Source organism: Bradyrhizobium sp. RDM12, assembly GCF_051917485.1.
Lineage (GTDB): Bacteria > Pseudomonadota > Alphaproteobacteria > Rhizobiales > Xanthobacteraceae > Bradyrhizobium.
In genome coordinates, this window is record NZ_CM133064.1 from 4,241,002 (window position 1) to 4,264,948 (window position 23,947).

Below are 23,947 nucleotides of genomic sequence, written 5' to 3' on the forward strand. Positions count from 1 at the left end.
CTACATCCCGCTCATGAGAGCTGTGCTGATCTCGGGAGCAGGGATTGCTGGTCCCACGCTTGCATTCTGGCTGAAGGCCGCAGGTTACGAGCCAACGCTGGTCGAACGTGCGGCTGCGCCACGCAGCGGAGGCTATGTCATCGACTTCTGGGGACTCGGCTACGATATCGCCGAGCGGATGGGACTGACCCCGGCCATCACCGCCGCCGGCTATCACGCCCGGGAGATGCGGATCGTCGGAGCTGACGGCCACCGGATTGCAGGCTTCGGCACCACGGTTTTCAACGAACTCACCGGCGGCAGATACGTGACGCTCGCGCGAAGCGATCTGTCCCGACTCCTGCTGGAGAAGATCAGCGGGTCGACCGAGGTCATTTTTGACGACCAGATCGTCGCCATGGAGGAGCAACCCGACTGCGTTCGGGTCCGGCTACGAGGTGGCGGTGAGCGTCGATATGATCTGGTTGTAGGGGCAGATGGATTGCATTCGTCGGTTCGACGGCTGGCGTTCGGACCGCAAGACTCGTTCGAGAAGCGTCTCGGCTACGCCGTCGCGGCGTTTCAGACCAGCGGTTATCGGCCGCGCGACGAGAACGCCTACGTCATGTACGGACAGCCGGGGCGAATGATCGGGCGCTTTGCGCTGCGAGACGATCGCACGCTGTTTCTCTTCGTGTTCGCGACCGATATCGACCATGTCGCGACCTCTCCGGACGAACACAAGGCGGTCCTCCATCGCATCTATGGCAAGTGCGGCTGGGAATGTCCGCGCATCCTCGCCGCGTTGGATGCTGCGAATGAACTGTATTTTGACCGGGTGAGTCAGATTCGAATGCCAAGATGGTCATGCGGCCGCACGGTCCTGATCGGCGATGCTGCATTCTGCGTTTCTCTCCTCGCCGGCCAGGGCTCGGCGCTCGCGATGATTGCAGCGTATGCTCTTGCCGGCGAGTTGCTCAACGCAGGCGGAGATTACCGGCATGCTTTCGACGCGTACGAATCCCGCCTTCGCGCCTGTATCGGTCGCAAGCAGCAAGGCGCAGAGCGCTTCGCCGCCGCCTTCGCGCCGAAGACGCGATCCGGGCTGTGGTTTCGCAACCAGGTCGTCAGGGCATTCGCATTACCAAGCATTGCAAAGCTCGCGATCGGCAGGGACATCGCCGACCGCCTGGATGTTCCCGCCTACGACTGGCGCATGCCCGGTTAGGTAGATGTCGGCCCGCGTGGCTGCACCATCATCTCGTGGGATGGGCTGAGCTCTTCGCGAAGCGAGCCATATACTCCACGATGCCAATGTGCCCCTGTTTTGCCCGACGGGTCAAGCCGGATTCGCAAAATACGAAGTCCGATGATGCTCGGCTACTGTGCATGGGGTTGTTTTCGAGTTTTTGTTGCGGTGGCTCGCGCTCAGCTTCGCGGTCCGCGCAACTGCGCCGTCAGCTTCTCCATCGCGTTCGCGACGTCACGCCATTGCGACAGCCAGCTGCGCGGAAAGCGGAAGGTGAGGTCGGCGCCGCCGATGCGGCGGTCGGACAGGCACATGCCGGGCGTGGCTGCATCGCGCGTGCAGCGCGCAGTGAGCGCGGGGCTCGTTGCGGAATAGAGATCCTCGCTGCCATAGGGGGTGTCGCCGCGGAACGCCCGCATCGTCAGCCCGTCTTCCGGTGCTGCCGCAGCCTGGTCGAAATAGCGCGGATAGATCGTCGCGGCTCGCTGCTCGGGCGACAGCGCATCGTGATGCGCCGCGATGGAGAGGAAGATGCGGTCGATCGGCTGCATCGCCGTGTCCACCGTTTCAGCAGTCACGTGCCTCGGGGCGCTGGGCGCTTCCAGCGAGGGGTAGAGGAAATCGAGATCGATGCGCTCCTGCGGTCCGGAGTGCCGCTGGATCTTCATCCGGATCGCCGGTATCGGCAGGTTGAACAGCGTTCCGCCGACGCTGACCGGCAGCCTGTCGGGCGCGTCGGCACCGCTCGTGCTCCAGGTCGGCCACAGCAGATAGGCGACCAGCGCGATCGCGCTCGCCGCGAATACGCCGGTAAGCACAAACGGGACGAGATGCGCCCGGGCGCGCATCCTTGCGCTGGTCCTGGGAGAACGGGGGGAGGTTGCCGAAAACACCGTCATGACGTCGCGCAAATGGGCCCGGGGGGTCGGCCGGTGGCCGACGAATCACCGGCGAATATGCCACGTGGCAGCGAAAGCGCGGAGGGTTCCCGGCCACCGGGAACGGAGGAGGGCTCTGCGTGGGCCGGGCCGCGGTGTTAACCTTCGCTTAAGGATAATGTAGCGTTAAGCGGCACTATTTGTCACAGGAAGGTACCTCGCGTTGCGTATGGGCGGACTGTTCCGATGACACCTGAAGCTTTCAATACTCTCTTCTCGATCGGCATCGGCTTCGCGCTCGCGGGCGCGCTCGCAAATGGATACCAGGCGATGTCGCAACGGCCCGCCGGTTTCGGGCTGTTGCAGGAGGGCGTGGCTCCCAGGACGTTTGCGGCGGTGCCGTTCCTGGTGTTCGCGGCGCCCTTCATCATCATGCGCAACACGCTCCGCGGCATGCGGCTGGAAAGCCGCCGCTTTGAGTTCGTGATGATGGCGACCGTCATCGCTGGCTTCTGGAGCATGATGAGCGGCACCTTCTTCCTGATGACGCTGCGCGCGACCGGCGTGCTGGGCTGACGCCTTGCAGGGCTGCGTGGCGCGGCGGCCCTTTGCCTCCGCGCCGTCGTTTCGCTATGGCTGGGGTTGACGCGACAGGAGACCTCCATGGCGATCTACGAGCTTGACGGGCAGGCGCCCGATCTTCCCTCTGACGGCAATTACTTCATCGCGGAGACTGCGACCGTGATCGGCCGCGTGCGCCTCAAGCCGGGCGCGAGCGTCTGGTTCGGCGCGGTGCTGCGCGGCGACAACGAGTGGATCGAGATCGGCGAGGGCACCAACGTGCAGGACGGCTCGACCTGCCACACCGATCTCGGCTTTCCCATGCTCGTCGGCAAGAACTGCACCGTCGGCCACAACGTCATCCTGCACGGCTGCACCATCGAAGAGGGAGCGCTGATCGGCATGGGCTCGATCGTGATGAACGGCGCGAAAATCGGCCGCAACAGCATCGTCGGCGCCGGCTCCGTCATCACCGAGGGCAAGGAGTTTCCCGAACGCTCGCTGATCATCGGCTCGCCCGCGCGCGTGATCCGCACGCTCGACGACGCCCAGGTGCAGAAGATGGGAAGTGCTGCGCGTTTCTATGTCGCCAACGGTCCGCGCTTCAAGAATGGCCTGAAGCGGATCGGCTGAGCTCAGCTTCCCTCGGACTCGCGGGATTCGATCGCGCCCGCGACCTTCTCGTGTCCGGCTGCCCATAATGCATGCTCGTCGCTGCCATCCTGATACGGATTGGCTTCGGCCGGAATGTTCTCGCGCGCTGCGCGTTCGCCCTCTGCAAAGGGATCGCGATCCGTCATCGTGATTTGCCTTCCGGGTTCTTGCTTATCGAACGTGTCCTCGTCCAACGCGATCGGTTTGCGCATGATCGTCGCCGTCTCACTGTTTCAAGCTGATATGATCCGATTTGTTCCGAGGCCGATGCTGCGGCGAACGCCGAGAACCGGCTGCTCGACAGGAAGATGAAGAGCATCTGCCGCGGCTGCCGATGCTCGCGCGGAAGTGAGCCACCCCGCCTATCATAGATGATCGAGTGACATTAGCTTGGCCCGGTTTTGAAGTGTGGAGCGTTTCCACGCAGAGGGTGAGTTGATGTTACGCAAGATGATCATGGCCGCACTGGCCATCGCGGCTGTCGGTCTCGCAGCGCCCCAGGCGGCGCAGGCGCGGGGAGGTGGCCATTGGGGCGGCGGCGGCTGGGGTCATGGCTGGCACGGCGGTGGCTTCTGGCCTGGTGTTGCAATCGGCGCCGGCCTCGCGGGTGCCGGCTATTATGGTGCCTATGGCTACGGCTACCCATCTTATTACGGCGCCGGCTATGACGATGGCGGTTATGGCGCTCAGTGCTACCTCGCGCGGCAGCGCGTGATGACGCAATCGGGCTGGCGCGTCCGCCGCGTTCAGGTTTGTGAATAGGGCTGCGACCAGCGCGGTGCTCGGCCGAGGCACCCAAATACCGCGGCAGTAAAAAACAAGGCCGTTGACGCAGTATACCGTCAACGACCTTGCCAGCCCCGGATATCAAAATCGGCTCACGCCATCCGGTATGGCAAGCATCGCGTGGAATCATACGGATGAGTGTGATCCATTTCACAAGTGGCAAAAATAAAAGGCAGGCCGCGTATCGCCGGTCAGCCGCGTGAGCGCTTATGCGCGCTGGCGTGGACGCGATGACGCACCGGTTTCCTTGGGGTAACCGAGGGCGTATCCGCCTCGGTGGAGCGGACGCTGGCAAAGGATTGCCGCAGACCGTCGATGGATTCGTTCAAATTGGCGACCTGCTCCGACAGGCGCTTGGTGTCGGCCTGCTGCGAGGCGAGCAGCCGCTTCATGGTCAAAAGCTGGTCCTGCACGACCTGGAGCTGGTCGATGGATTCCTGCTGGGTCGCCTCCAGCCCCTTTGTCTTCTCGACGAGCTGCTCGGAGGCCTGCGCGGTGCGCGCCTGAAGCTGCCGCGATGCGACCACCCGGTCGGTCTCGGGCGCAGCGCCGGTATAGGCGCGCCAGATCGCGATCGAGGCGACGCCGACGATCAGCAGCAGCAGCGCTGCAGCCGTCAACGCGATCGGCTGGGCACCGAGACGGAGGAGGGGATTGGACCTTGTGTCCTCTGCGAGATCGATCATCGCTGACAAAACCCAAATTGAAACTTGGTGAGTGGCGAAGAGCGGCAGCGCGTGAACGCAGAACGAAGGCGGCCGGGGCGTCCCGAAAGCGTTACAGTTCAGCAACAAATGGGACGAAAAGGTGACCGCCGGCGGAAAAAACGCAATTGACCCAAGGCGACGGCTCTGGAGAGCGAGGGCAGCAGGCCCGAAAGAAGTCCCTGTCCGGGCCGAATTCGGCTTGAGCGGAGAGTATCAGGGTATAGCCTGTGAAGCGAAAGTGCCGCAGAGGCGGACCGGTCTCACGCTGGAGGGGAGACTTACGGCTGAAACGGCGCAAACTGGCCTGAATAGGTCTTCGAACGCGGCGCCGCGTAGGGGCCGAGCCGGGATGTCGTCAGTCCAAGCCGCACCAGTCCCTCGGCCAGCGTCACCGCCGCCGCAACGCCGTCGACCACCGGTAGGCCGTGGCTGACGGAGAGTTCGGCGGCAAGATCGGCCATGCCAGCGCACCCCAGCACGATGGCCTCGGCGCGGTCGTCCCGAGATCGCGGCCGCGATTTCCGCGGAGATTTTGCCAAGGGCGTCCGCGTTGCGCTCCTCGAGCGCGAGCACCGGGACCTCCGCGGCCCGCACGCGGGCGCAGCGCTCGGCGAGGCCGTACTTTTTCAGATTATGCTCGATCGGCACGACGGAGACACCGAGCGTCGTCACCACCGCAAAGCGTGCCGCGATCAGGCTCGCCACATGGAAGCCAGCCTCGCCAATGCCGATCACCGGCGCTTTCGCCAACGCGCGCGCGGCGTCGAGGCCGGTGTCGTCGAAGCAGGCGATGATGTGTGCGTCCGCGCCGTCGCGGTCGGCGTCGCGGATGCAGCCGAGCATGCCGGGGACGGCAAAGGCTTCGTCGTAAAATCCCTCGATCGAGACCGGGCCCATCGACGGCTGGCGTGCGTCGATCACCGTGCCGGGCAGCGCGATTGCGCGCGCCGCCGCGGCGATCTTCGCCGTCATCGACGCGGTGGTGTTGGGATTGACGATGTGCAGTCGCATCGCAGTTAGACAAGCCCTTTGCCTGCGTCCGAGCCCTTGGCCGCCTGCCGCTTGTTGAGCATGTGGATGGTGCCGAGTGCAAGCGTGATCACCGCGAAGGACACCGCGGAGATGATGGTGCCGAGCGCATAGATGTCCGGGTTCGTCACCGTCGTGGTGAGGCCCTGGAGATCGAGCGGCAACGTATTCACCGCGCCGATCGCCTGGCTGGAGCGCGCGAGTTCGTCCCAGGACAGCGTGAAGCCGAACAGGCCGATGCCGATCACCGAGGGCAGGATGATCGGCAGCACGACATGACGGAAGGCCTGCCACGGTGTCGCACCGAGATCGCGCGCGGCTTCCTCGAGCCGGGGATCAAAGCGGTTGAAGATCGCAAACATGATCAGGAGGCCGAACGGCAGCGTCCAGGTCAGATGCGCGCCCAGCCCGGAGGTGAGCAGGCCCATCGAGGTCTCGAAATTCCCGTTCCAGTGCGCCTTGATCAGATCGTCGATGATGCGGAATTCGAGCGAGATCCCGAGCGAGGTGATGATCGAGGGAACGATGAGGCTCGCGATCGCCGAGTAGAACAGAATGCTTTGCGCCTTGAACTTCCGGCGGAAGGCCATGCCGGCGGCGACCGACAGCACGACGGTGACCGCCATCACGATGACACCAAGCAGCAGCGAGCGGCGGAACGCCGCGCCGAGATCGACGATGCCGGTGCCCTGGAACAGCTTTGCTAGCCAGAAGGTCGACACGCCGTTCATCGGGAAGGTGAGGCCGCCTTGCGGTCCCTGGAACGACAGCACGTAGATCGCGATCATCGGGCCATAGAGAAACAGCACATAGGCCGCGAAGAAGATCGCGAGCACGTAGAAGGAGCGGGGGCGTCCTTCCTTCATCGCCTACAGCTCCTTCTTGATGTCGACGATGCGCGACATCATGGTGATGATCAGGAAGGTGATGACGAGCAGGATAACGGCATTGGCGGCCGCGGCCGGGAATTGCAGTGCGTTCACCCGCGTCTCGATGATCTTGCCGGCAGCCGCGATCTGCTGGCCGCCCATCACGCCAATGGTGATGAAATCGCCCATCACGATGGTGATGACGAAGATCGAGCCGATCACGATGCCGGGCTTGGCGAGTGGAATGATGACATTGACCAGCGTCTGGAAGCCGGTGGCGCCGGCATCGTAAGCCGCCTCGATCAGCGACTTGTCGATGCGGATCATCGAATTGAAGATCGGCACCACCATGAAGAAGGTGAAGAGGTGAACCAGCGCCAGCACCACGGAGAATTCGGAAAACAGCAGCCATTCGACAGGTTGGGTGATCAGGCCTGTCTTCATCAGGCCGGAGTTCACCAGGCCATTGCGTCCGAGCAGCGGGATCCAGGCGATCATGCGGATGACGTTGGAGGTCCAGAACGGGATCGTGCAGAGCAGCGACAGTCCCATCTGCCAGGTCTTGGACTTGACGTGGAAGGCGAGGAAGTAGGCGACCCAGAAGCCGACGAAGAGCGTGATGGCCCAGACCAGGAAGCACAGCTTCAGCGTCTTCAGATAGGTCTTGGCGATGGTGCAGAGATCGGGCAGCTGCGCGATGCAGCCTTCGAACGTGTCGGTGTAGCCGCGGCCTGAGAAGGCCGGCAGCAATTGATATTCGTTGTAGTCCCAGAACGAGACGATGACGACGAAGACGAGCGGAATCAGGAAGAAGGCGAGAAACACCAGCATCATCGGCCCGGCCTGCAGCCAGGAGACGAAGGACGGCGACAAGCGCGCCGCTTTTGCAGGGCGCGCTGTGTCCGATCCCCGGACGAGGTCCGGGGATGCCTGTTGCAGGATGTCTTCCGACGTATCCATCACGCGGCGATGAACTCGTTCCACTTGCGGACCATGTAGTCGTTCTCGTCCATCACGGCATTCCAGCACGCGACGCCGCCCATGCGATCCTCGTAGGAGCCGCCGTCACGCACGGAACCTGCCTTCTCCAGCAGCGAGCCGTCGGGCGCCTTGATGTCCTTTTCGGCCGGCTTGCCTTCCATCCAGTACGCCCACTCGTAGGGCTCCATGTTGGCCTTCGCGGTCGAGAGCACGGCCGAATAGTAGCCCTGGCGGTTGAGGTAGGCGCCGGCATAGCCGGACAGGAACCAGTTCACGAACTCATAGGCCCAGTCGAGCTTCGGACCCGAGACGCCCTTGGAGACGCAGAAGCCCGAGGCCCAGGAGCGATAGCCTTCCTTGAGCGGCTGGAAGGTGCAGGCGATGCCCATCGAGCGCACCTTCGTCACCGCCGGCGACCACATCGACTGGATGACGGTCTCGCCCGAGGCCATCAGGTTGACGCTCTCGTTGAAGTCCTTCCAGAACGCGCGGAACTGGCCGGCCTTCTTCGCCTCGGTCATCACCTTCATGGTGAGATCGATCTCTTCCTTGGTCATGTTGCCTTTGTCGGCATATTTGTACTTGCCGGTGGCTTCCACCACCATCGCGGCATCCATGATGCCGATCGAGGGGATGTTGAGGATCGAGGCCTTGCCCTTGAACTCGGGGTTGAGCAGTTCAGACCAGGAGCTGATCGGGCGCTTGATGATGTCGGGACGGATGCCGAGCGTATCGGCATTATAAACGGTCGGGATCAGCGTCACGAATTCGGTCGCCGTCTTGGCGAAGGTTTTGGAATCCTTGCCCTCGAGATAGAGCACCTTCCAGGGCGCGGTGCCCTGGCCGCCGATCTTCTTGCCGCCGGGCGTCTCGCCCTTGGTGAAGACGGGCGTGATGTTGTCGAATTCCTTGATCTTCTTGGCGTCGAGGGCAAGGATGTTGCCCGACGGCACGATCTTTTTCAGCGAGAAATATTCGGTGTCCAGCACATCGAAGGAGTTCGGCTGGGTCATCACGCGCTTGGTGACGTCGTCGGTGGTCGCGGTGATGTATTCGATCTTGATGCCGGTGTCTTTCAGGCACTGCTTGGAGATGTCGTCGCCCTCGTTCACGGCGGTGCCGAGATAGCGCAGCACCTTCGGCTCGGCCGACATCACGTAGGGGAAGCCGGTGATGGCGCCGGAGCCGGCAGCAAGGCCGGCGAGACCTGCGGTGCTCTTGAGTAGCGTGCGGCGGCTGACGCCGGTCTTTCTGGTGGTCTCGGTCATTCCAGTCACTCCTCTGTGTTGCGCATTCTCTATGATGACGGCGCTATTGCAGGCGTTGCGCCTTGGCGGGATCCCAGGTGACCAGCACGCGATCGCCTGGACGGAACGGGTGGACGTCGAAAGCGGCTTCGGAAACATGGGAGAACAGGGCGGTGCCGTCGTCGAGCGTGAGCGAGACGGCGACGTAGGAGCCCTGGTACTCGGTCTGGGTCAGCAGCGCCGGCGCACCGAACGCGCCGTCGGTGACCGGCTTGATGCCGAGCTGATCGGCGCGCACGGCGATGAGGTTGCCGCCGTCGCTGATGACGTTGTGGCCGCCGATGAAGCGGGCCACGAATTCCGTGCGGGGATGATGGAAGATGTCGCGGGCCGTGCCCTGCTGCTCGATCTTGCCCTGGTTCATCACCACGATGTGGTCGGCGAGCGCCATCGCCTCTTCCTGGCCGTGGGTGACCTGGATGAAGCTGATGCCGAGCTCGCGCTGCAGCCGCTTCAGCTCGCCGCGCATCTTCACCCGCAGGAACGGGTCGAGCGCCGACAGCGGCTCGTCGAGCAGCAGAATCTGCGGCTCGGTGATAAGGGCACGGGCGAGGGCGACACGCTGCTGCTGGCCGCCCGAGAGCTGGGCCGGCAGGCGGCCGGCGTAAGGGCTCATCGCCACCAGCTCCAGCAATTCGCCGGCCCGCTTATGCCGCGTCGCGCGATCGACGCCGCGCATTTTCAGGGCAAACGCAACATTGTCGAGCACGCTCAGATGCGGAAACAGCGCGTAGGACTGGAACATCATCGCCGTGCCGCGCTTGGCAGGCTCGAGGTCGGTGACGTTCTGCGGGCCCAGGATGATGTCGCCCTCGCTGACCGCCTCGTGGCCTGCGATCATGCGCAAGGTGGAGGTTTTGCCGCAGCCGGAGGGGCCGAGCAGGCAGCAATAGGTGCCGGCAGGAATCTTCAGATTGACGGTGTCGACGGCCAGCGTCGTGTCGTAGCGCTTGGTGACGGCGGCTAGTTCGAGAGCGGCGGGAGTGGCCATGGCTTGTCCGCGAGAGGGGCGACGTTCCGCCTCTCTCCGCAAGGTCCGTGCCAACAGTGCAAATCTGGTCGAATTTAAAAACTGTGCAGCGGAGTCAGCTCGTTAGATCAAATCCGGCGCGGTTGTGCGGCGCACGGGCCGGGCACGGACATGCACACGAAATGGGCGAAGATTGTATAAAGTTTCGCCTGTGATTGGATACAGCTCGTCGACTACCATTCGACACCTGATGTCGTCGCGCGTGTCCTCAAACCCACCCTTCGAACTAATGGCCGCCAAATCCCGCCCGAAATCCGATGCGCCCGACGTGAGCGATCGCGTCGGCCGGATCAGAGAGGGCGTGACTGCGGCCATCCTCGAGCATCGGCTGCTGCCGGGCATCAAGCTCGGCGAGGACGAGATCGGCGAGATCTATGGCGCGAGCCGCACGCTGGTTCGCGCCGCGCTGCAGCAGCTCGCGCACGAGGGCATCGTCAACATCGAGAAGAACCGGGGCGCCTTCGTCGCGCGCCCGACGCCTGCGGACGCCCGCGAGGTGTTCGAGGCGCGCCGGCTGATTGAGCCTACCATCGTCGATCACGCTGTCGACGCCGTCTCGCCGGCATGGGTGAATCGCCTTCAGCAGCATCTTGCCGAAGAGCGCGAGGCGGAGCTGCGTGGCGACGCGCGTGCCTCAGTCCGGCTCTCCGGCGAATTTCACCGGCTCATCGCCGAGATGAGCGGCCACAGCATTTATCTCGGTTTCCTGAAAGAGCTGATCGCGCGCTCCTCGCTGATCATCCTGCTCTATCGCCGTCACGACACACCCGCCTGCGGCACCGATCATCACGCCGAGATCGTCACCGCGATCCGCAAGCGTGACAAGCAGGCTGCGCGTTCGCAGATGCTGTCGCATCTGAACGAGATCGAGGCCGAGCTGTTCCTGAAGGATCCCGCCGCCGACGAGCTGCGGCTCGCCGACGTGTTGGGCGCGTAAGCGAGTCGCATCGGCCGGCTAGGGCAGCGAAGATCCTTGGTTGCGCCTGACGATCTTCAGCACCAGCAGAACAGCACCAGTGACTAGCAGCAGGATACCGACGAAAGTCGTGCCGCTGGATTCGAAGGTCACGCCGAGCGCGGTCAGCAGGCATCCGATGATGATTGCGAAGAGCCCGCCGAGTTTCTTGATGAGCAGGACCTGTCCGTCACTTGTTTGTGCCACCATGTTACGCCTCCCATTGGTCTCCTGCCGCGCAGATCGCTCGATCGTACGCCTGCCAGTTTGATTTGCAATCTGTCGTTGTCTGATGGCTTGGAGTTAGATGCGAGCGAGGCAGCCTGACTTACTTATTTGCCGGAATTTCCCTGCGAATGCTTGCAGAGATATCTTCACCGGACGCGTATGGCTGAATTGCAAAATCGATCTATAGTTGTAAATTGACTCCGCTTGACCATGAGCATCAACTCGGTCTCGCGCGGTGAGTTCTGGATCTGCTTCGGCGACAGTTGAGTCCGTTCCGCGGAGTAGTGCAATGGCTCCGAGCACCCGCGATCTTGCGGTGATGGGCGCGACGTTGGCCGATGGCGGCGTCAATCCGGTCACCAAGCAGCGCAGATCGGCCCTTACGGCTTTGCGCTCTGCACCATCGCGCGGGTCTGGCTCGCTCTTGTTGTGCGTAACGACAGGAGTGAGGTCCCGTGCCGTTCGGGACCACAGCGAAAACGTGAGTTCGAACACGGGCAGGGGAGTTGGCGAAGGAGAGCCCCATGAATGAGATGGATCGTCGCGCCGCGCTGCGCATCGTGCTTGGTGGCATCGCGGCCGCCGCCATTGCGGCTGGCGTTGGCATTAACCGAGGGAGGATGTCATGACGACTTACGATCATAGCGCGCCGATGGGCGCGACCGGGCTGCCGCAGCCGCCCCGCTGGGTCTGCGTGCTGCTGGGTCTCTTCATGGTGTTCACGGGGCTGATGGTGCTGGGCGATGTTGCGTTCTTCACCGTGATCAGCGCGCTGTTTATCGGCTGGATGGCGATCGCGACCGGCGCCTTCGAGATTTTTCACGCGTTCTGGACCAAGGGCTGGGGCGGCTTTGTCTGGCAGGTGGTGCTTGGCGCTCTCTACATGGCCTTCGGCATCGTTCTCATCAGCCAGCCGCTGACCGGCGCGCTGCTGCTGAGCTACGCGCTCGGCCTCGCGCTCCTCGTCTCCGAATCGTCCGTATGCTGATCGGCGTCGGCCGTTGGCAGCAGGGCGGCGGCATCATGCTGGCATCCGGCCTGTTCGGCGCGCTCGCTGGTCTCATCATTCTCACCGGCTTTCCGATGACCGGGCTCTGGGTGCTGGGTATGCTCCTGGGCATCGATCTGCTGTCGCACGGCATCGGTTGGCTGACCTTTGCCTGGCGGTCTGTCGCAGCGCCCGCATAGCCGCACCCCCGCGCGGAGATTGAATATGCCGAGATTGAGTGCGCGGGCCGGCGTCGCGGTGCTGCTCGCAACGATTATGTGCAGCGCATCGCCCGCGCCGGCCCAGCAGGATTCTGCCGTCCTGTTCCGCAACGTCAAGATCTTCGACGGCAAGAATGCGACGCTCTCGGCCGCATCCAATGTTCTGGTCAGGGATGGCAAGATCGAGAAGATCTCGACCGCGGACATCGCGGCCACTGGCCAGATGATCGATGGCGGCGGCCGCGTGGCGGCCGAAGCGCTCACGATGGCGACGTCGACCAATGCCGAGCTCTTGAGCCTGTCGGGCCCGCGCAATCCCTATCCCGGCAAGCTCGGCGTGGTCGAGGAGGGCGCGCTCGCCGATCTCCTCCTGGTCGACAGCAATCCGCTCGACAACATCGCCCTCGTCGAAGATCCCGCGACGAATTTTGTAGTGATCATGAAAGCGGCAAGCTCTACAAGAACATCCTGCCGCGCTGAGAGCTGCTCCAAAAAAGTTGCGGCCAGCCATTGGGGGATGGCTGGCCGCGCGCGAACCGGTCCGGGACGGGGAGGGGTGGGGATGTGACCGGGTCGCGTAACTCCTGCGTTTGTCTCTACTGATCTCTTGCGCTGGCGGTGGAGACCGCCGGCTTGGCATCGCCGAGCGACACCCAGACGTTGGGGTCGGCCTGCGACTGGCGCTTGACGAAGCGGTAGCCGGTCTCCGTCCAGGCAACGACGCTCTCGTTCTGATTGTCGAGAACGAATTCGCCCTTGTCGGTCTTCACCGTCAGCACTGCGTGTCCTTCGCCCTTCCTGTCGCGCACGACCGTGATGAGCAGGGCCTCGCGCGGCCATCCGGCATCGATCAGCATCTTGCGCTTCAACAGCACGTAGTCTTCACAGTCGCCGTAACCGTCGGTCGGCAGCGACCACTTCTCGATCACGCCCCAGTGGTCCTGGTCGGTCAAAGGCTTGATGGTCTCGTTGACCCAGCGATTGACCTTGGTCAGGTCGCGCCACGCGGTCTGCGACATCACGATGTCGCGCGGCTGCGTCGGCCCGCCCTGACACTGAGCGGCATTCTCTGCACAAAACTCTACCCAGCCGATCGGCGCACGCGTGGTGTCGCCAAGGCTCGCGTAGAGCAGACGGCTTTCACCGGCCTGCGCCGTCGCGCTGATCCCGAAGAGCATGGCGGCGATCGCCAGTCTCTTCCCCTGTCCCCTGAAGTCCAACATTGCGGTCCCCGTTTCTTGTTGGGACCACATTTCGCACGGAGCTTTTGAGTTGCCGCTAAGTCAGCCAAGTCAAGTCGAGACGAATGCAAGTAAAAGACGCGACGATTTCGATTTATACTTGAATAGAATCCGAATAAAATTTGATAATACTGAAATTGATTCAAATTGTAGGGATTAACGCGGAAACGCTGGCGGAACTGCAGATTCGGTGCGCGAAAAAGCCGCCCGTTAACCGGCGCGAGGCCGCAACCGGGCGCGAAAAAGGCGGCATCCGGATCGCGGAAGCCGCCTTTGAGGCTCAGAAATCAGGGGTTTTGGCGCGCTTTCGCTTTACCGCGCGGTAACGCTCTCTTCGAGAGTCTCGATCGGCTGCGAGTGCAAGAACTCCAGCGCGAAGCCATCTTCGAGGTTTCGGACCACGCGGCCCTGGACCCGGCCGAGCAGAACCGTCGATTTCAGCGGCGGACGGTTCTCCGCGGCGATGGCCGCGCCCGACAGCGACAGGTCGATGATGCGGCAGGTCATCTTGGTGCCGTCCTCGAGCGTCAGCACCGCGATGGGGTTGCGCGGCACGATACGGTCGTGGCGGCGGTCCTCCGGCAGATTGAGGATGTCGCGGTTGGCGAGCCAGGTCAGCTGGGCCGCGAGCTTGTCGCGCTTGCGCGGCGTGGCCCCGACCGTCATGGCAAAGCCATTGTCGATGATCCGGGTGATCTTGCCCTCGACCCGGCCGATATGGTCGAGATAGGCGACCACGCGATCGCCGACATTGCCGATGCCGGGCGCGAGTAGCGCCAGGCCGCCGGGCGACATGTTGATCACCTGGCAGGGAAATTCACGGCGATCCGGCAGCATGTAACGGCCGAGCAGGTGAACCTTCACACGCTGGAAACGCCGACGTTCCTCGGCGGCCGGAAGAAATTTTTTGTTCGCCAACGCCATTTTCACTACCCGACCCCCCGCCCGGGCGGAGTCCGGCACGACCCTAAGGTGCACAGGGTTAATGCCGCGTTATGATTTGGCGCGGCGATGACGCACCGAAACAATGCGTTCAAAAAGCCACATCAAGAGCGGACAGGCCAATACCGTCAGTGCGCCGAGGTCGAGCGCGACCGCCGCAGTCCCCGCCGATTTGGCCAGCCACCCCGCCACCGCCGGCCCCAGCATCATCGCGCCATAGAAGAGAGTGTAGAACACGCCCATGCCGATCGCCCTGGTCTGCGGCACGAGCACGCGGGCGGCGAGACTCATGATCGGGCCGGCCGGATGGCCGCCGATCACGCCGATCAGGACGAGGATGGTGATGACGGCATCCGACCGGCTCAGCCAGGCCAGCAGGGCTGCCACGACGAGGCTGGCGGCAATCGCCAATACAAAGGGCCGCTTGAAACGATCGGCAAGATACCCGCCCGCCGGCACCGAAACCACCGATAGCCACATCACGACGCTGATTGCCGAGCCGGCCGCCGCAATGCTCCAGCCGCGCTCGGCAAGCAAGGAGGGGCCGAACGAGAAGATCATGGCGAAACCGACATTATAGAGGCCCCAGATCATGCCCGCGACGATCACCGCCAGCACTGCAAGCGGATCGAGCCGGCCTGAGCCGGCCGCGGTGACCGTTGCGCCCGGCGGCGGCTGGTAGAGCGTGATCAGCACGATGCCGATCGCGCTCAGCGCACCGGTCGCCACGAATACGGCGCCCGCGCCATAGGCGGTGCCGATCGCCGGCAGCACCAGCAATGAGATGGCAATGCCCGCCGGCCAGGAGTTGACGAAGATCGCCATTGCGGTCGCGATCTCTTTTCCGGCGAACCAGTCGGTGCCCATCTTGGTGAGCTGCACCGTCAGCAGCACGCCGCCGGCGCCGGAGACGAGTCGCCCCGCCATCTGCAGGCCCCAGATGTCGGTGGCGGCCATCACGAGACTACCGGCCGTCATCAGCAGCAGCGCCGCGATCGTGGTCGGCTTGTCGCCGAGTGCCCGGCCGATCGCGCCGCCGGGCAGCGCCAGCACGACGCCCGGGGTGAAATAGAGCCCGATCAGGAGGCCGATATCGGCGAGCCCGACGCCGAAGGTCTTTTCAAGCAGCGGTGCGACCGCCGCCACGCTCTGGAACTGGAACGCGATGGTGAGGCGAACGACGAACAGGATCGCAAGAATAGCCCAGCGATTGCGCAATGCCTGATCTCCCCAACCTGCTTTTCGAGCGTGCGGTGGGGAGGGACGAGAGTCAACCTTCTGTCTTCCGTGTTGCGCGTTGATAGAGAAGACACAGCATTGCCAGCAACACTGCGGCCGACAATCCCAGCGACCGGTGAATTCCGATCGCAGCACCAAAGACGCCGACGGTGATGCCGCTGAAGGCACGCATCGAGCCCGGCCATATTGTAGAGACCGACGACGCGGCCGCGGATGTCGGGTGGCGCATTCAACTGCACCAATGCCTGCGCCATGGTGTTGAACGACAGCTCGAAGAAGCCCGCAAAGAACAGCAGCACGATCGCAGCTGGATAGATCCGTACCGCGGCAAAGCCGAGCAGCGCCATGCTCCACAGCGTTGCGAGCAAGATCGCGGTGCGCGGCGTGCCTTTCAAGCGCCCCCAGGATTCCAGCGCGATGCCCGCGAGCAGCGCGCCGGCCGCGTCGGCTGCGAGCAGCACGCTGTAGGATACGCCGGGATCGCCATGGCCGAGGTCGCCGGCAAAGCCCGGCATCTGCGCGTGATAGGCGTTGCCGATCATGAAGGAGGTGAGGCCGGCAAGCCATGTCATCGCCGTCAGTACCGGCCGGGTGCCGATCGCACGCATGGTGTCGATGATGTCGGTAAAGCCGCGCACGGCGAACCGCCGCACCGCGAGGCTCTTGTCACGCACCGGCGCCCAGAACAGCCACAGCAGCATCGGCAGATAGAACAGCGTGTTGAAGATGATGCCGTGCGAGGTGCCGAGCGTCAGCATGATCACACCTCCCACCGCGGGCCCGACCAGAATGCCGAGATAGCGTGCCATCGCGTTCAGCCGCACAGCGCTCGGAAGATCTGCCGGCCCAACGAGATCGTAGAGCAGCAGCTGGTTCGGCGTTTGCCAAAGGACGCCGGCGCAGCCGTGGATCACCAGCAGCAGCATCGCGTGCCACATCCCGATCGTGTCGGTGATGAAGAAGAAGCCCCATCCCGCCGAGGCCACGATGAACAGCAGCATGCCGCACTGGATGATGCGGCGCGGATCGAACCGGTCGGCGAGCCCGCCGACCGCGACCGAGAACAGCAGGAACGGCAGCCAGTGCGACAGCACGGCAAAGCCCCCAGCGTCGGCGAGTGGAATTTCTGGAACACCACCCAATAGCTGATCACGTGTTCGATATTGTCGGCCATCATCGCCAGCACGTAGGCGATGAATTGCAGCCGGTAGGGCACGGACTTCATCGCCGCGAACGAGCCGGACGCGGCAACGGGATTTTGGGGGAGAGGATTCAAGCGTTCACCGGGAGAGGACTCTTTGGCGCCTTACACGTTCGCTGGCGAGCGCTCAAGACACTTGGCTGGAGTGGAGGCTTGTGCCCGTAGCAATGGTCTCGTAGCCCGGATGAAGCGAAGCGCAATCCGGGAACGCCGGCCCCGCATTCCGCTACGCTTCATGCGGGCTACGAGGCTACCGGCCCGCACCTTGGCACGCCCGCGCATCTCACATACGCTTCGCTCAGGCCCGCACCAAACAAACATAACAAGCGGGCGGCAAGGAAACGGCCATGCAACAGATCCGCGTCTGCACCCACGCCGGACCGGGCTCAGAGCCCGTGATCAAAAGCGTGCCGTGGCCTCGGGTCGGCCGCAAGGGGCGCTGATCAAGATCGGCGCGTGCGGCGTCTGCGGCACCGATTTGCACATCCTGAAAGGTCATTGGCCGAAGCCGCTGCCCTGGCCGTTCACGCTCGGCCACGAGATTGGCGGTGTCATCGTCGAATGCGGCGATGAATTCACGGAGGACTTCATGAGCAAGCCGCTCAAGGTCGGATCGAAGGTGATGATCCCGCCGCTGATGCCGTGCGGCCGCTGCTACTACTGCATCCATTATCCGCAGACCGCCAACAAATGCCTGACGCCGGTCTATTACGGCCGCTACCTCGGCTTCGACAAGGCCCCGCACATGTGGGGCGGCTGGGCCGAATACGTCTATGTCGATCTCGACATGCTGCCGGGCACCAAGATCTACAAGCTGCCCGACGACATGTCGCTGCGGCTGGGCGCGTTGTCCGAGCCGCTGACCTCCTGCATCCGCGCGTTCAACCGCGCGACTCGCGCCGGCGGCTTCACCTGGGGGGACACGGTGGTAATCCAGGGCTCGGGCCCGATCGGCATTTTGGCGGTCGCGGCCGCCAGGGAGATAGGGGCAGGGCGCGTCATTTGCGTCGGCGCGCCGGAAGAGCCGCGCCTCAAGCTTGCGCGCGAGTTCGGCGCGGAAGCGACCGTGAACATCGAGGAGATCACATCGCCGCAAGACCGTATCGCACGCGTGCGCGAGATCGTCGGTGGCTTCGGCGCCGATCTGGTGATGGATTGCTCGGGCCACCCGTCCGCGGGCCCCGAAGGCATCGAGATGCTGCGAGACGGCGGCACCTATGTCGAGATGGGCCAGTTCACCGATGCCGGCTCGATCGAGACCTCCTGGCACCGCATCTGCACCAAGGACCTCAACGTGCTCGGATCCTGGGGCTTTACCGGCAACGATCTGCCGCTCGGCGTCGACATGCTCTATCGCACCCGCGACAAATATCCCTGGCTGAAGATGCAGACGATCTATCCATTCACCGAAGCGGGCGTCGCGCAGGCGGTGAAGGACGCGATGGCGATGAAGACGGTGAAGTCGACCATCGTGCCGTGGCCGGAATTGGTGGAATAAGAGCAGCCCGGATAGGGGCGTGGCGCTGCTGTCGCCACCGACGAACCAGCCGTTCGGGCACCGGACGCTGTTCTTTCAGGATCCCGACGGCAATCTTCTGGAGATTTATGCCGAGATCTGAGATGGGCGGGACCGAGTGCCCAAAAAGTTCCTCGGGAATCCTCGACTTATTCACGTCGCGGTGAAACTTAGGCCAAGGTTCCGGCTTTCAATTGACGGGAGAGTTCTCGTGAAGCAGATCCTGAAACCCGTCACCTACATCCTCGCTGCCATCTACTTCCTGGTGGATGCGGTGTTCATGAGCGTGGCGCAGCCGATCTCGCGCTGGCTTGCGCGGCAGTTCGAATTCAAGCGGCTGCGCGCCTGGATCAAATCGCTGCCGCCTTATCCGTCGCTTGCGCTGTTTTCCGTGCCCGTGATCATTCTGGAGCCGATCAAGCCGTTGGCCGCATACCTCGTCGCGACTGGTCAGTTCCTCAGCGGTGTGTCGGCGTTTGTCGGTTGCGAGCTGCTCAAGCTCGTGCTGGTCGAGCGCCTGTTCCACCTCACGCGCGACAAGCTGATGCGAATTCCGGTGTTCGCATGGGGCTACGGGAAGTTCAGCGAGATGAAGGCATGGCTGCAGGCGACCGAAGCCTGGCGCGCCATCCGTGCCTCGAGCCGGGCCGCGAAAGACTACGTCGCGCGGCTCAGAACCAGGCTCGCTGGCAGCTTCAGCAGGCTCGTGACGTCAAGGGATTAGAACCGCAACCCTCTATGCGAGCTTGCGCGCTGCGGCGGTGGCCTTGTCACCCGTGTTCGGCGTGCCGGTCGGCTCAATGAGCATCAGGTGAACCTCCTCGCGGGCCAGTGGACGGTGCTCGACACCTTTGGGCACGACGTAGAGCTCGCCCGGCCCGAGCGTCACGGTGCGGTCCCGCAACTCGATGTCCAGCTGGCCCTTCAGGACCAGAAAGAAATCGTCGGTATCGTCGTGCTTGTGCCAGGTGAATTCTCCCTTCACCTTCACCACCATCACGTCGCAATCGTTGAAGGTCGTGATCGTGCGCGGCGACCAGAACTCCTGAAAGGTCGCGAGCTTGTCGGCAAGCGATATGCTGTCGGCCATGTTTCACCTGTATGCGTTTCCGTGAGGCAGGATCTGGGTCCTGGCACCTCCGATCGCGCACAATTTAGGCGCGATGACCGTAAAAGTCCGCTGTTCCAGCCCCAAAAGCGCGATGGAGGCGTCAAAGCGCGCCAAAAGAGGGCCGGGCTGAGCATCCCGGCTCTGTTCACCCTGTCACCAATGCCATGCATCAAAGCCATGGTGATTTGGCCGCTTCTGGCGTAAAGAGCGTCCAAATCAAAATCATGATGGGTGTGACCGGGCCTTCTGCAGTGACTGCAGCGTCGGGCCCCTCAGCTTTCCGTTCCGCGCCCCCGGACCAACCAAGGTTTTCCATTCCGTGTCCTTTCCGGCCCTGACCCCGCCGCTCGCCCGTGCTTTGGCTGAGCGCAATTACGATTCACCGACCCCCGTTCAGCTCGCCGTGCTCGGCGAGGATGCGGTCGACCGCGACCTCCTGGTGTCGGCCCAGACCGGCTCGGGCAAGACCGTTGCTTACGGTTTGGCCATGGCCAAGGATTTGCTCGATGGTGCCGAGCAGTTCGAGCAGGCCGCCGCACCGTTGGCCCTGATCGTCGCACCGACCCGTGAGCTCGCCTTGCAGGTCCAGCGCGAGCTCACCTGGCTCTATGCGCAAGCGCGGGCGCGCGTCGTCTCCTGCGTCGGCGGCATGGACCCGCGCCGCGAGCAGCGCGAGCTGGCCGCCGGCGCCCATATCGTCGTCGGAACGCCCGGCCGCCTGTGCGATCATCTGCGGCGCAACCGCCTCGACATCTCGGAATTGAAAGTCGTCGTGCTCGACGAGGCCGACGAGATGCTCAATCTCGGCTTTCGCGAGGACATGGAGTTCATCCTCAAGACCACCCCGGACACGCGCCGCACCTTGTTGTTCTCGGCGACGTTTCCGCGCGGCATCGTGGCGCTGGCGAAGCAGTATCAGCAGCAGGCGTTTCGGATCGAGGTCGCCGGCGACGAGGGCGGTCACGCCGATATCGAGTACCGCGCCATCCGGGTCGCTCCCGGCGACGTCGAGCATGCGGTCGTCAACGTGCTGCGCTTCTACGAGTCGCCGAGCGCGCTGGTGTTCTGCAACACGCGCGATGCGGTCAGGCATTTGCAGGCGGCGCTGCTGGAGCGCGGTTTCTCCGTGGTCGCTCTCTCAGGTGAGTTGACACAGAACGAGCGTACCCTGGCGCTTCAGTCGCTCCGGGACGGGCGCGCCCGCATTTGCGTGGCGACCGACGTGGCGGCGCGGGGCATCGACCTGCCGAGCCTCGACCTCGTCATTCACGCCGATCTGCCCAATGACGCGGAGGTCATGCAGCATCGCTCAGGCCGCACCGGACGTGCAGGACGAAAGGGCGTCAGCGTCCTGCTGGTGCCGCCGATACGACGGCGGCGTGCGGAGGTGCTGCTGAATCTGTCCGGCATCGACGCCGTCTGGGGGACCGCCCCGCAGGCGGATGAGATTCGCAAGCTCGACCATGAGCGCATGAAGGACGTATTGTTCACCGAGGAGACGACCGCCGACGATCTCGAACTGGCAAAGGCCTTGCTCGCCGAACGGTCGGCCGAGGACATCGCCGCGGCACTCGCGCGGCTCTATCGCGCGCGGCTGCCGTCTCCTGAAGACATTCTCGATCCGGGCGAGCGGAGCAGTCGGCCGCGCGATGATCGTCACCGCGATGATCGCACGCCGCGCGACGATGACCGCTCCGAGAGGCCCCGACCCAAATCGGGCAAATCGTCGCCGAAGCACGGCATGACAGAGACCACCGTATGGTTCCGGGCCAACATCGGACGAAGAAAGAATGCGGAAGCGCGCTGGCTGTTGCCGATGATTTGCCGTCGCGGCGGCATCGACAAGGGCGACATCGGCGCCATCAAGATCATGGACACCACGACCGAGTTCGAAATTTCCGAGCGGGTTGCGGAGTCCTTCGCTGCCAAAATCAAGCGTCCGGATAAGGAAGACAATATCCGCCTCGAGCCGATGACGGGGGCGCCGCAAGCGCAGGCGCCGGCCGAGAAGCGCTCACGCCCTCCGCAGCGCGATGAAGGTGGCGCCGATCGTGCTGCCCGCCGCGGTGACGATCCATGGAGCGCGAACCGGCCGAAGCAGCACGACGCGCCGCGCGGAAAGCCGGAAGCCAAGCACCAAGGCAAGCTTCACGCCAAGCCCCACGCCAAGCCTCACGACGCCGGCAAATTCGGCAAGCCGGCGTTCGGGAAGAAGAACAAATCCGGTGACGCCAAATATGCGCCGTCGGTCACCGAATGGCCGGGGGCTTCCGCGAAGAAGGGCAAGAAGAAGCATCGCAGCTGAAGGGGCTATTTGCCGCGTTCGCGCAGCATGTAGGTCGCGCTCGCGCCGTAGGACAAAAGTTTGTCGCGCAGCGCCGCATCCGGTGCGACGCGTTGGAAGCCGAGACGCTCCCACAGCGGTCGCGCGCCGTAGACCGAGACCAGCGCAAGCGTTGTGATGCCCGATGATCGCGCGCGCTCTTCGATCTCTGCAATATAAGCGCGCGCCACGCCGCCGCGGAAGTCGGGCAGCACGGCGACGTCGTGCACATAGAGACAGTCTGCAGCATCGGGCAATCGGTCGATAAACGCGTCGAGCGGTGGAATCTGTTGCTGCATCCAGGGATGCGCGAGGCCGTAACCGGCGATGTCGTTGCCTGCAGCGAGCACGCAACAGCCGTCCGGATAAAGCCGCATCTTTTCCGCGAATACTTCCGGGCGCTCGGGGAGATCAGGATGAATTCGCGCCGCGATCGCGCTGATCGCGGCGAGGTCTTCGACGTGCGCGCGGCGCCAATGCGGCTTGCTCATCCCGACTGCTCCGTATCAACCATCGTAATTTATTCCGCCACGCTGATGTGTGCAGCCAAAAATATCTTTGCGCCATTTTGAGGAATAGTGCGCGCGGTGCGGCGTCCTACCCATGCGAACCAATTGCATGACAGGAGACACCATGACGACATCTTCGATCCGCCTCGCGCTCACGCTCCTCGCGTCGCTCGCGATGACCTCGGCTGCGTTCGCGGCGCCGCCGACCAAGACCGGCAAGACCGACAAGGGCAACGTGCTCACCGACGCCAAGGGCATGTCGCTCTACACGTTCGACAAGGACATGGACGGCAAGTCGGCCTGCAACGGACCGTGTGCGACAAACTGGCCGGCGCTGAAAGCCGAAGCCAGCGATGCCGCCGACGGCGGCTACACCATCATCACCCGCGACGACGGCTCCAAGCAGTGGGCCCACAACGGCAAGCCGCTCTACACCTTCGCCAAGGACACCAAGCCCGGCGACGTCACCGGCGACGGTTTCCTGAACGGCGCCTGGCATCTGGCGATGCCGTGAGCTGAATGGGAGGCTGCCTACCGCAGCCCCTCATACACCATCAGACCGCGTGCGATCTGCAATTTCCGGATCGCCCGCGGCAGCAGTTTCTCCGGCTGGTGCAGATAGCGCCAAGAGGTGACGGTGAAGGCGGAAAGCGCGCCGCATTCGTCGTCGAACGGCGCAAGCACGCCGGTCACGCTGACCGGCGTGTGCGGGCGAGCGTTGAAGGGCAGCAGCAGCAATTCGAGATGGGCCTTGCTACCGTCCGCGCGCGTGGCCGTGATGCCGGCGATGGCGCCGAGCGTCTCGTCGGCGACGATGGTCGCGATCTCCTCGATCTCGCTGCGGCAGCCTTCGGTGAACAGCGCGGCGAAGCTCTGGTCCTTGAGATCGAGACCTGCGAGTGCGCAGACGCGGGTGCCGGCGACGCGGAACGGAAAGGCGAGTTTCGGCTCGCAGGACAGGACGAAGATGTCGCCGAGCAGCTCCCGCACGGCGGCGGGGTCGATATCGGCCCGATCAGGGGCCCGCGCGCTGCCGCGCTTCTTGTCCCAATACGCGAAGAACGCGCGGCTCGACGGATGTTTCATGACTGACGCTCACCCCGGGGCGCAACCTCATGGGACAAGGCTGTCCCGCTTCAGTGCACCTGAGATCCCTGTGTTGTTGTGCAGGAGGGGAATTGCAGCGTCCATGCCGCGAGGGCGCTTTTGGGCCCGCGCAGGCCGCCTTTACGGTGTTAACGTTAAATTAACTATGCGCTTTGCGTTCGTCGCGCGGCTGCTAAGGTGATCGCGGTCGCAAGCCTCGTCGCTTTCTTCCAGGTTCTCGGCGAGGTCTGTACACGGGCGTCAAACAGTTTGGTCACTGGCCGCGGGGAGGGGTGGGGATGCTCCTTGTTCCTCTACGGCATGATCCGGAAAAGTGCGTAGCGGTTTTCCGGCAAG

At 63.6% G+C, this 23,947-nt stretch carries 25 protein-coding genes and 5 pseudogenes; 14 read left to right on the forward strand and 16 right to left on the reverse strand.

The annotated features are described in order from the left end of the window. Positions 1-13 precede the first annotated feature (13 nt). A complete protein-coding gene (locus ACTGJ9_RS20485; protein WP_456672603.1) occupies positions 14-1,207 on the forward strand; it encodes an FAD-binding domain in 1,194 nt (397 codons plus the stop codon). A 200-nt stretch (positions 1,208-1,407) separates the two neighbouring features. Here ACTGJ9_RS20485 and ACTGJ9_RS20490 read toward each other — a convergent pair whose 3' ends face one another. After that, positions 1,408-2,127: a hypothetical protein gene (locus ACTGJ9_RS20490; protein ID WP_456672604.1), complete on the reverse strand. Its 720-nt coding sequence runs from the start codon at positions 2,125-2,127 to the stop codon at positions 1,408-1,410. Positions 2,128-2,352: 225 nt separating this feature from the next. Here ACTGJ9_RS20490 and ACTGJ9_RS20495 point away from each other — a divergent pair, with 225 nt between their 5' ends. Together ACTGJ9_RS20495 and ACTGJ9_RS20500 are read left to right on the forward strand one after the other, a co-directional pair. After that, positions 2,353-2,682 (forward strand): DUF6949 family protein, encoded by a 330-nt coding sequence (locus ACTGJ9_RS20495; protein WP_148752872.1) that lies wholly within the window; start codon positions 2,353-2,355, stop codon positions 2,680-2,682. Positions 2,683-2,769: 87 nt separating this feature from the next. Further along, complete coding sequence (locus tag ACTGJ9_RS20500; RefSeq protein ID WP_456672605.1) at positions 2,770-3,300, forward strand: gamma carbonic anhydrase family protein; 531 nt, start codon at positions 2,770-2,772, stop codon at positions 3,298-3,300. Between the two features lie 2 nt (positions 3,301-3,302). Here ACTGJ9_RS20500 and ACTGJ9_RS20505 read toward each other — a convergent pair whose 3' ends face one another. Further along, complete coding sequence (locus ACTGJ9_RS20505; RefSeq protein ID WP_456678771.1) at positions 3,303-3,533, reverse strand: hypothetical protein; 231 nt, start codon at positions 3,531-3,533, stop codon at positions 3,303-3,305. 226 nt (positions 3,534-3,759) lie between these two features. On the opposite strand from ACTGJ9_RS20505, the gene ACTGJ9_RS20510 reads away from it, so the two are divergent. Then, complete coding sequence (locus ACTGJ9_RS20510; RefSeq protein WP_456672606.1) at positions 3,760-4,083, forward strand: hypothetical protein; 324 nt, start codon at positions 3,760-3,762, stop codon at positions 4,081-4,083. 215 nt (positions 4,084-4,298) lie between these two features. On the opposite strand, the gene ACTGJ9_RS20515 is transcribed toward ACTGJ9_RS20510, so the two are convergent. From ACTGJ9_RS20515 to ACTGJ9_RS20540, 6 genes and pseudogenes are all read right to left on the reverse strand, one after another. Further along, positions 4,299-4,793 (reverse strand): hypothetical protein, encoded by a 495-nt coding sequence (locus ACTGJ9_RS20515; protein WP_456672607.1) that lies wholly within the window; start codon positions 4,791-4,793, stop codon positions 4,299-4,301. Between the two features lie 299 nt (positions 4,794-5,092). After that, positions 5,093-5,825, reverse strand: a pseudogene (locus ACTGJ9_RS20520) (aspartate/glutamate racemase family protein). 5 nt (positions 5,826-5,830) lie between these two features. Further along, positions 5,831-6,709, reverse strand: coding sequence for an ABC transporter permease (locus tag ACTGJ9_RS20525; protein ID WP_456672608.1), 879 nt, complete (start codon positions 6,707-6,709; stop codon positions 5,831-5,833). A 3-nt stretch (positions 6,710-6,712) separates the two neighbouring features. Continuing rightward, positions 6,713-7,672: an ABC transporter permease gene (locus ACTGJ9_RS20530; protein ID WP_456672609.1), complete on the reverse strand. Its 960-nt coding sequence runs from the start codon at positions 7,670-7,672 to the stop codon at positions 6,713-6,715. After that, positions 7,672-8,961 (reverse strand): ABC transporter substrate-binding protein, encoded by a 1,290-nt coding sequence (locus ACTGJ9_RS20535; RefSeq protein WP_456672610.1) that lies wholly within the window; start codon positions 8,959-8,961, stop codon positions 7,672-7,674. Before ACTGJ9_RS20535 ends, ACTGJ9_RS20530 begins: the two co-directional genes overlap by 1 nt. A 43-nt stretch (positions 8,962-9,004) precedes the next feature. Then, positions 9,005-9,991: an ABC transporter ATP-binding protein gene (locus ACTGJ9_RS20540; RefSeq protein WP_456672611.1), complete on the reverse strand. Its 987-nt coding sequence runs from the start codon at positions 9,989-9,991 to the stop codon at positions 9,005-9,007. 268 nt (positions 9,992-10,259) lie between these two features. Between ACTGJ9_RS20540 and ACTGJ9_RS20545 the strand changes: the two genes are divergently transcribed. Next, positions 10,260-10,967, forward strand: a complete 708-nt coding sequence (locus tag ACTGJ9_RS20545) for a GntR family transcriptional regulator (RefSeq protein ID WP_456672612.1) — start codon at positions 10,260-10,262, stop codon at positions 10,965-10,967. Positions 10,968-10,985: 18 nt separating this feature from the next. On the opposite strand, the gene ACTGJ9_RS20550 is transcribed toward ACTGJ9_RS20545, so the two are convergent. Then, positions 10,986-11,195: a hypothetical protein gene (locus ACTGJ9_RS20550; RefSeq protein WP_456672613.1), complete on the reverse strand. Its 210-nt coding sequence runs from the start codon at positions 11,193-11,195 to the stop codon at positions 10,986-10,988. A 643-nt stretch (positions 11,196-11,838) separates the two neighbouring features. Between ACTGJ9_RS20550 and ACTGJ9_RS20555 the strand changes: the two genes are divergently transcribed. The 3 genes and pseudogenes from ACTGJ9_RS20555 to ACTGJ9_RS20565 form a co-directional block, all read left to right on the forward strand. Next, positions 11,839-12,201 carry an HdeD family acid-resistance protein gene (locus tag ACTGJ9_RS20555; protein ID WP_456672614.1) on the forward strand — a complete coding sequence of 121 codons (363 nt, stop codon included), beginning with the start codon at positions 11,839-11,841 and terminating at the stop codon, positions 12,199-12,201. After that, positions 12,195-12,401, forward strand: coding sequence for a hypothetical protein (locus ACTGJ9_RS20560; protein ID WP_456672615.1), 207 nt, complete (start codon positions 12,195-12,197; stop codon positions 12,399-12,401). The genes ACTGJ9_RS20555 and ACTGJ9_RS20560 overlap by 7 nt, the downstream gene beginning before the upstream one ends. A gap of 271 nt (positions 12,402-12,672) precedes the next feature. Next, positions 12,673-12,902, forward strand: a pseudogene (locus ACTGJ9_RS20565) (amidohydrolase family protein); the annotation flags it as partial. 116 nt (positions 12,903-13,018) lie between these two features. Here ACTGJ9_RS20565 and ACTGJ9_RS20570 read toward each other — a convergent pair. After that, on the reverse strand, positions 13,019-13,645 hold the full coding sequence (locus ACTGJ9_RS20570) for a transglutaminase-like cysteine peptidase (RefSeq protein WP_456672616.1): 627 nt from the start codon (positions 13,643-13,645) through the stop codon (positions 13,019-13,021). Between the two features lie 155 nt (positions 13,646-13,800). On the opposite strand from ACTGJ9_RS20570, the gene ACTGJ9_RS20575 reads away from it, so the two are divergent. Continuing rightward, positions 13,801-13,989, forward strand: coding sequence for a hypothetical protein (locus tag ACTGJ9_RS20575; RefSeq protein ID WP_456672617.1), 189 nt, complete (start codon positions 13,801-13,803; stop codon positions 13,987-13,989). Here ACTGJ9_RS20575 and ACTGJ9_RS20580 read toward each other — a convergent pair. The 3 genes and pseudogenes from ACTGJ9_RS20580 to ACTGJ9_RS20590 all read right to left on the reverse strand — a co-directional run bounded on the left by ACTGJ9_RS20580 (position 13,976) and on the right by ACTGJ9_RS20590 (position 17,069). Beyond that, entirely contained in the window at positions 13,976-14,587 is a 612-nt protein-coding gene (locus ACTGJ9_RS20580; protein WP_027536189.1) for a PilZ domain-containing protein, read from the reverse strand. The two genes, ACTGJ9_RS20575 and ACTGJ9_RS20580, sit on opposite strands and share 14 nt — an antisense overlap. A 69-nt stretch (positions 14,588-14,656) precedes the next feature. Beyond that, positions 14,657-15,823: an MFS transporter gene (locus ACTGJ9_RS20585; RefSeq protein ID WP_456672618.1), complete on the reverse strand. Its 1,167-nt coding sequence runs from the start codon at positions 15,821-15,823 to the stop codon at positions 14,657-14,659. A 52-nt stretch (positions 15,824-15,875) separates the two neighbouring features. After that, positions 15,876-17,069 (reverse strand): annotated as a pseudogene (locus ACTGJ9_RS20590) (MFS transporter). 323 nt (positions 17,070-17,392) lie between these two features. Here ACTGJ9_RS20590 and ACTGJ9_RS20595 point away from each other — a divergent pair. The 3 genes and pseudogenes from ACTGJ9_RS20595 (at position 17,393) to ACTGJ9_RS20605 (ending at position 19,285) form a co-directional block, all read left to right on the forward strand. After that, positions 17,393-18,543 (forward strand): annotated as a pseudogene (locus tag ACTGJ9_RS20595) (zinc-binding dehydrogenase). A 13-nt stretch (positions 18,544-18,556) separates the two neighbouring features. Then, positions 18,557-18,664 (forward strand): annotated as a pseudogene (locus ACTGJ9_RS20600) (VOC family protein); the annotation flags it as partial. Between the two features lie 108 nt (positions 18,665-18,772). Continuing rightward, on the forward strand, positions 18,773-19,285 hold the full coding sequence (locus tag ACTGJ9_RS20605; protein ID WP_456672619.1) for a hypothetical protein: 513 nt from the start codon (positions 18,773-18,775) through the stop codon (positions 19,283-19,285). A 12-nt stretch (positions 19,286-19,297) separates the two neighbouring features. On the opposite strand, the gene ACTGJ9_RS20610 is transcribed toward ACTGJ9_RS20605, so the two are convergent. Next, positions 19,298-19,651 carry a cupin domain-containing protein gene (locus tag ACTGJ9_RS20610; RefSeq protein ID WP_456672620.1) on the reverse strand — a complete coding sequence of 118 codons (354 nt, stop codon included), beginning with the start codon at positions 19,649-19,651 and terminating at the stop codon, positions 19,298-19,300. Between the two features lie 340 nt (positions 19,652-19,991). On the opposite strand from ACTGJ9_RS20610, the gene ACTGJ9_RS20615 reads away from it, so the two are divergent. After that, complete coding sequence (locus ACTGJ9_RS20615) at positions 19,992-21,977, forward strand: DEAD/DEAH box helicase (protein WP_456672621.1); 1,986 nt, start codon at positions 19,992-19,994, stop codon at positions 21,975-21,977. A 5-nt stretch (positions 21,978-21,982) separates the two neighbouring features. Here ACTGJ9_RS20615 and ACTGJ9_RS20620 read toward each other — a convergent pair whose 3' ends face one another. Beyond that, complete coding sequence (locus ACTGJ9_RS20620; protein WP_456672622.1) at positions 21,983-22,486, reverse strand: GNAT family N-acetyltransferase; 504 nt, start codon at positions 22,484-22,486, stop codon at positions 21,983-21,985. 142 nt (positions 22,487-22,628) lie between these two features. On the opposite strand from ACTGJ9_RS20620, the gene ACTGJ9_RS20625 reads away from it, so the two are divergent. Continuing rightward, positions 22,629-23,018, forward strand: coding sequence for a COG4315 family predicted lipoprotein (locus ACTGJ9_RS20625; protein ID WP_456672623.1), 390 nt, complete (start codon positions 22,629-22,631; stop codon positions 23,016-23,018). Positions 23,019-23,035: 17 nt separating this feature from the next. Here ACTGJ9_RS20625 and ACTGJ9_RS20630 read toward each other — a convergent pair whose 3' ends face one another. Continuing rightward, entirely contained in the window at positions 23,036-23,590 is a 555-nt protein-coding gene (locus tag ACTGJ9_RS20630; RefSeq protein WP_456672624.1) for a PAS domain-containing protein, read from the reverse strand. Positions 23,591-23,947 lie beyond the last annotated feature (357 nt).

What these genes read in the sequence shown, in the direction of transcription:
- ACTGJ9_RS20485 (WP_456672603.1), top strand. Translation starts at nt 14, where the DNA reads ATGAGAGCTGTGCTGATCTCGGGAGCAGGGATTGCTGGTCCCACGCTT.
- ACTGJ9_RS20490 (WP_456672604.1), bottom strand. Translation starts at nt 2,127, where the DNA reads ATGACGGTGTTTTCGGCAACCTCCCCCCGTTCTCCCAGGACCAGCGCA.
- ACTGJ9_RS20495 (WP_148752872.1), top strand. Translation starts at nt 2,353, where the DNA reads ATGACACCTGAAGCTTTCAATACTCTCTTCTCGATCGGCATCGGCTTC.
- ACTGJ9_RS20500 (WP_456672605.1), top strand. Translation starts at nt 2,770, where the DNA reads ATGGCGATCTACGAGCTTGACGGGCAGGCGCCCGATCTTCCCTCTGAC.
- ACTGJ9_RS20505 (WP_456678771.1), bottom strand. Translation starts at nt 3,533, where the DNA reads ATGCGCAAACCGATCGCGTTGGACGAGGACACGTTCGATAAGCAAGAA.
- ACTGJ9_RS20510 (WP_456672606.1), top strand. Translation starts at nt 3,760, where the DNA reads ATGTTACGCAAGATGATCATGGCCGCACTGGCCATCGCGGCTGTCGGT.
- ACTGJ9_RS20515 (WP_456672607.1), bottom strand. Translation starts at nt 4,793, where the DNA reads ATGATCGATCTCGCAGAGGACACAAGGTCCAATCCCCTCCTCCGTCTC.
- ACTGJ9_RS20525 (WP_456672608.1), bottom strand. Translation starts at nt 6,709, where the DNA reads ATGAAGGAAGGACGCCCCCGCTCCTTCTACGTGCTCGCGATCTTCTTC.
- ACTGJ9_RS20530 (WP_456672609.1), bottom strand. Translation starts at nt 7,672, where the DNA reads ATGGATACGTCGGAAGACATCCTGCAACAGGCATCCCCGGACCTCGTC.
- ACTGJ9_RS20535 (WP_456672610.1), bottom strand. Translation starts at nt 8,961, where the DNA reads ATGACCGAGACCACCAGAAAGACCGGCGTCAGCCGCCGCACGCTACTC.
- ACTGJ9_RS20540 (WP_456672611.1), bottom strand. Translation starts at nt 9,991, where the DNA reads ATGGCCACTCCCGCCGCTCTCGAACTAGCCGCCGTCACCAAGCGCTAC.
- ACTGJ9_RS20545 (WP_456672612.1), top strand. Translation starts at nt 10,260, where the DNA reads ATGGCCGCCAAATCCCGCCCGAAATCCGATGCGCCCGACGTGAGCGAT.
- ACTGJ9_RS20550 (WP_456672613.1), bottom strand. Translation starts at nt 11,195, where the DNA reads ATGGTGGCACAAACAAGTGACGGACAGGTCCTGCTCATCAAGAAACTC.
- ACTGJ9_RS20555 (WP_456672614.1), top strand. Translation starts at nt 11,839, where the DNA reads ATGACGACTTACGATCATAGCGCGCCGATGGGCGCGACCGGGCTGCCG.
- ACTGJ9_RS20560 (WP_456672615.1), top strand. Translation starts at nt 12,195, where the DNA reads ATGCTGATCGGCGTCGGCCGTTGGCAGCAGGGCGGCGGCATCATGCTG.
- ACTGJ9_RS20570 (WP_456672616.1), bottom strand. Translation starts at nt 13,645, where the DNA reads ATGTTGGACTTCAGGGGACAGGGGAAGAGACTGGCGATCGCCGCCATG.
- ACTGJ9_RS20580 (WP_027536189.1), bottom strand. Translation starts at nt 14,587, where the DNA reads ATGGCGTTGGCGAACAAAAAATTTCTTCCGGCCGCCGAGGAACGTCGG.
- ACTGJ9_RS20610 (WP_456672620.1), bottom strand. Translation starts at nt 19,651, where the DNA reads ATGGCCGACAGCATATCGCTTGCCGACAAGCTCGCGACCTTTCAGGAG.
- ACTGJ9_RS20620 (WP_456672622.1), bottom strand. Translation starts at nt 22,486, where the DNA reads ATGAGCAAGCCGCATTGGCGCCGCGCGCACGTCGAAGACCTCGCCGCG.
- ACTGJ9_RS20625 (WP_456672623.1), top strand. Translation starts at nt 22,629, where the DNA reads ATGACGACATCTTCGATCCGCCTCGCGCTCACGCTCCTCGCGTCGCTC.
- ACTGJ9_RS20630 (WP_456672624.1), bottom strand. Translation starts at nt 23,590, where the DNA reads ATGAAACATCCGTCGAGCCGCGCGTTCTTCGCGTATTGGGACAAGAAG.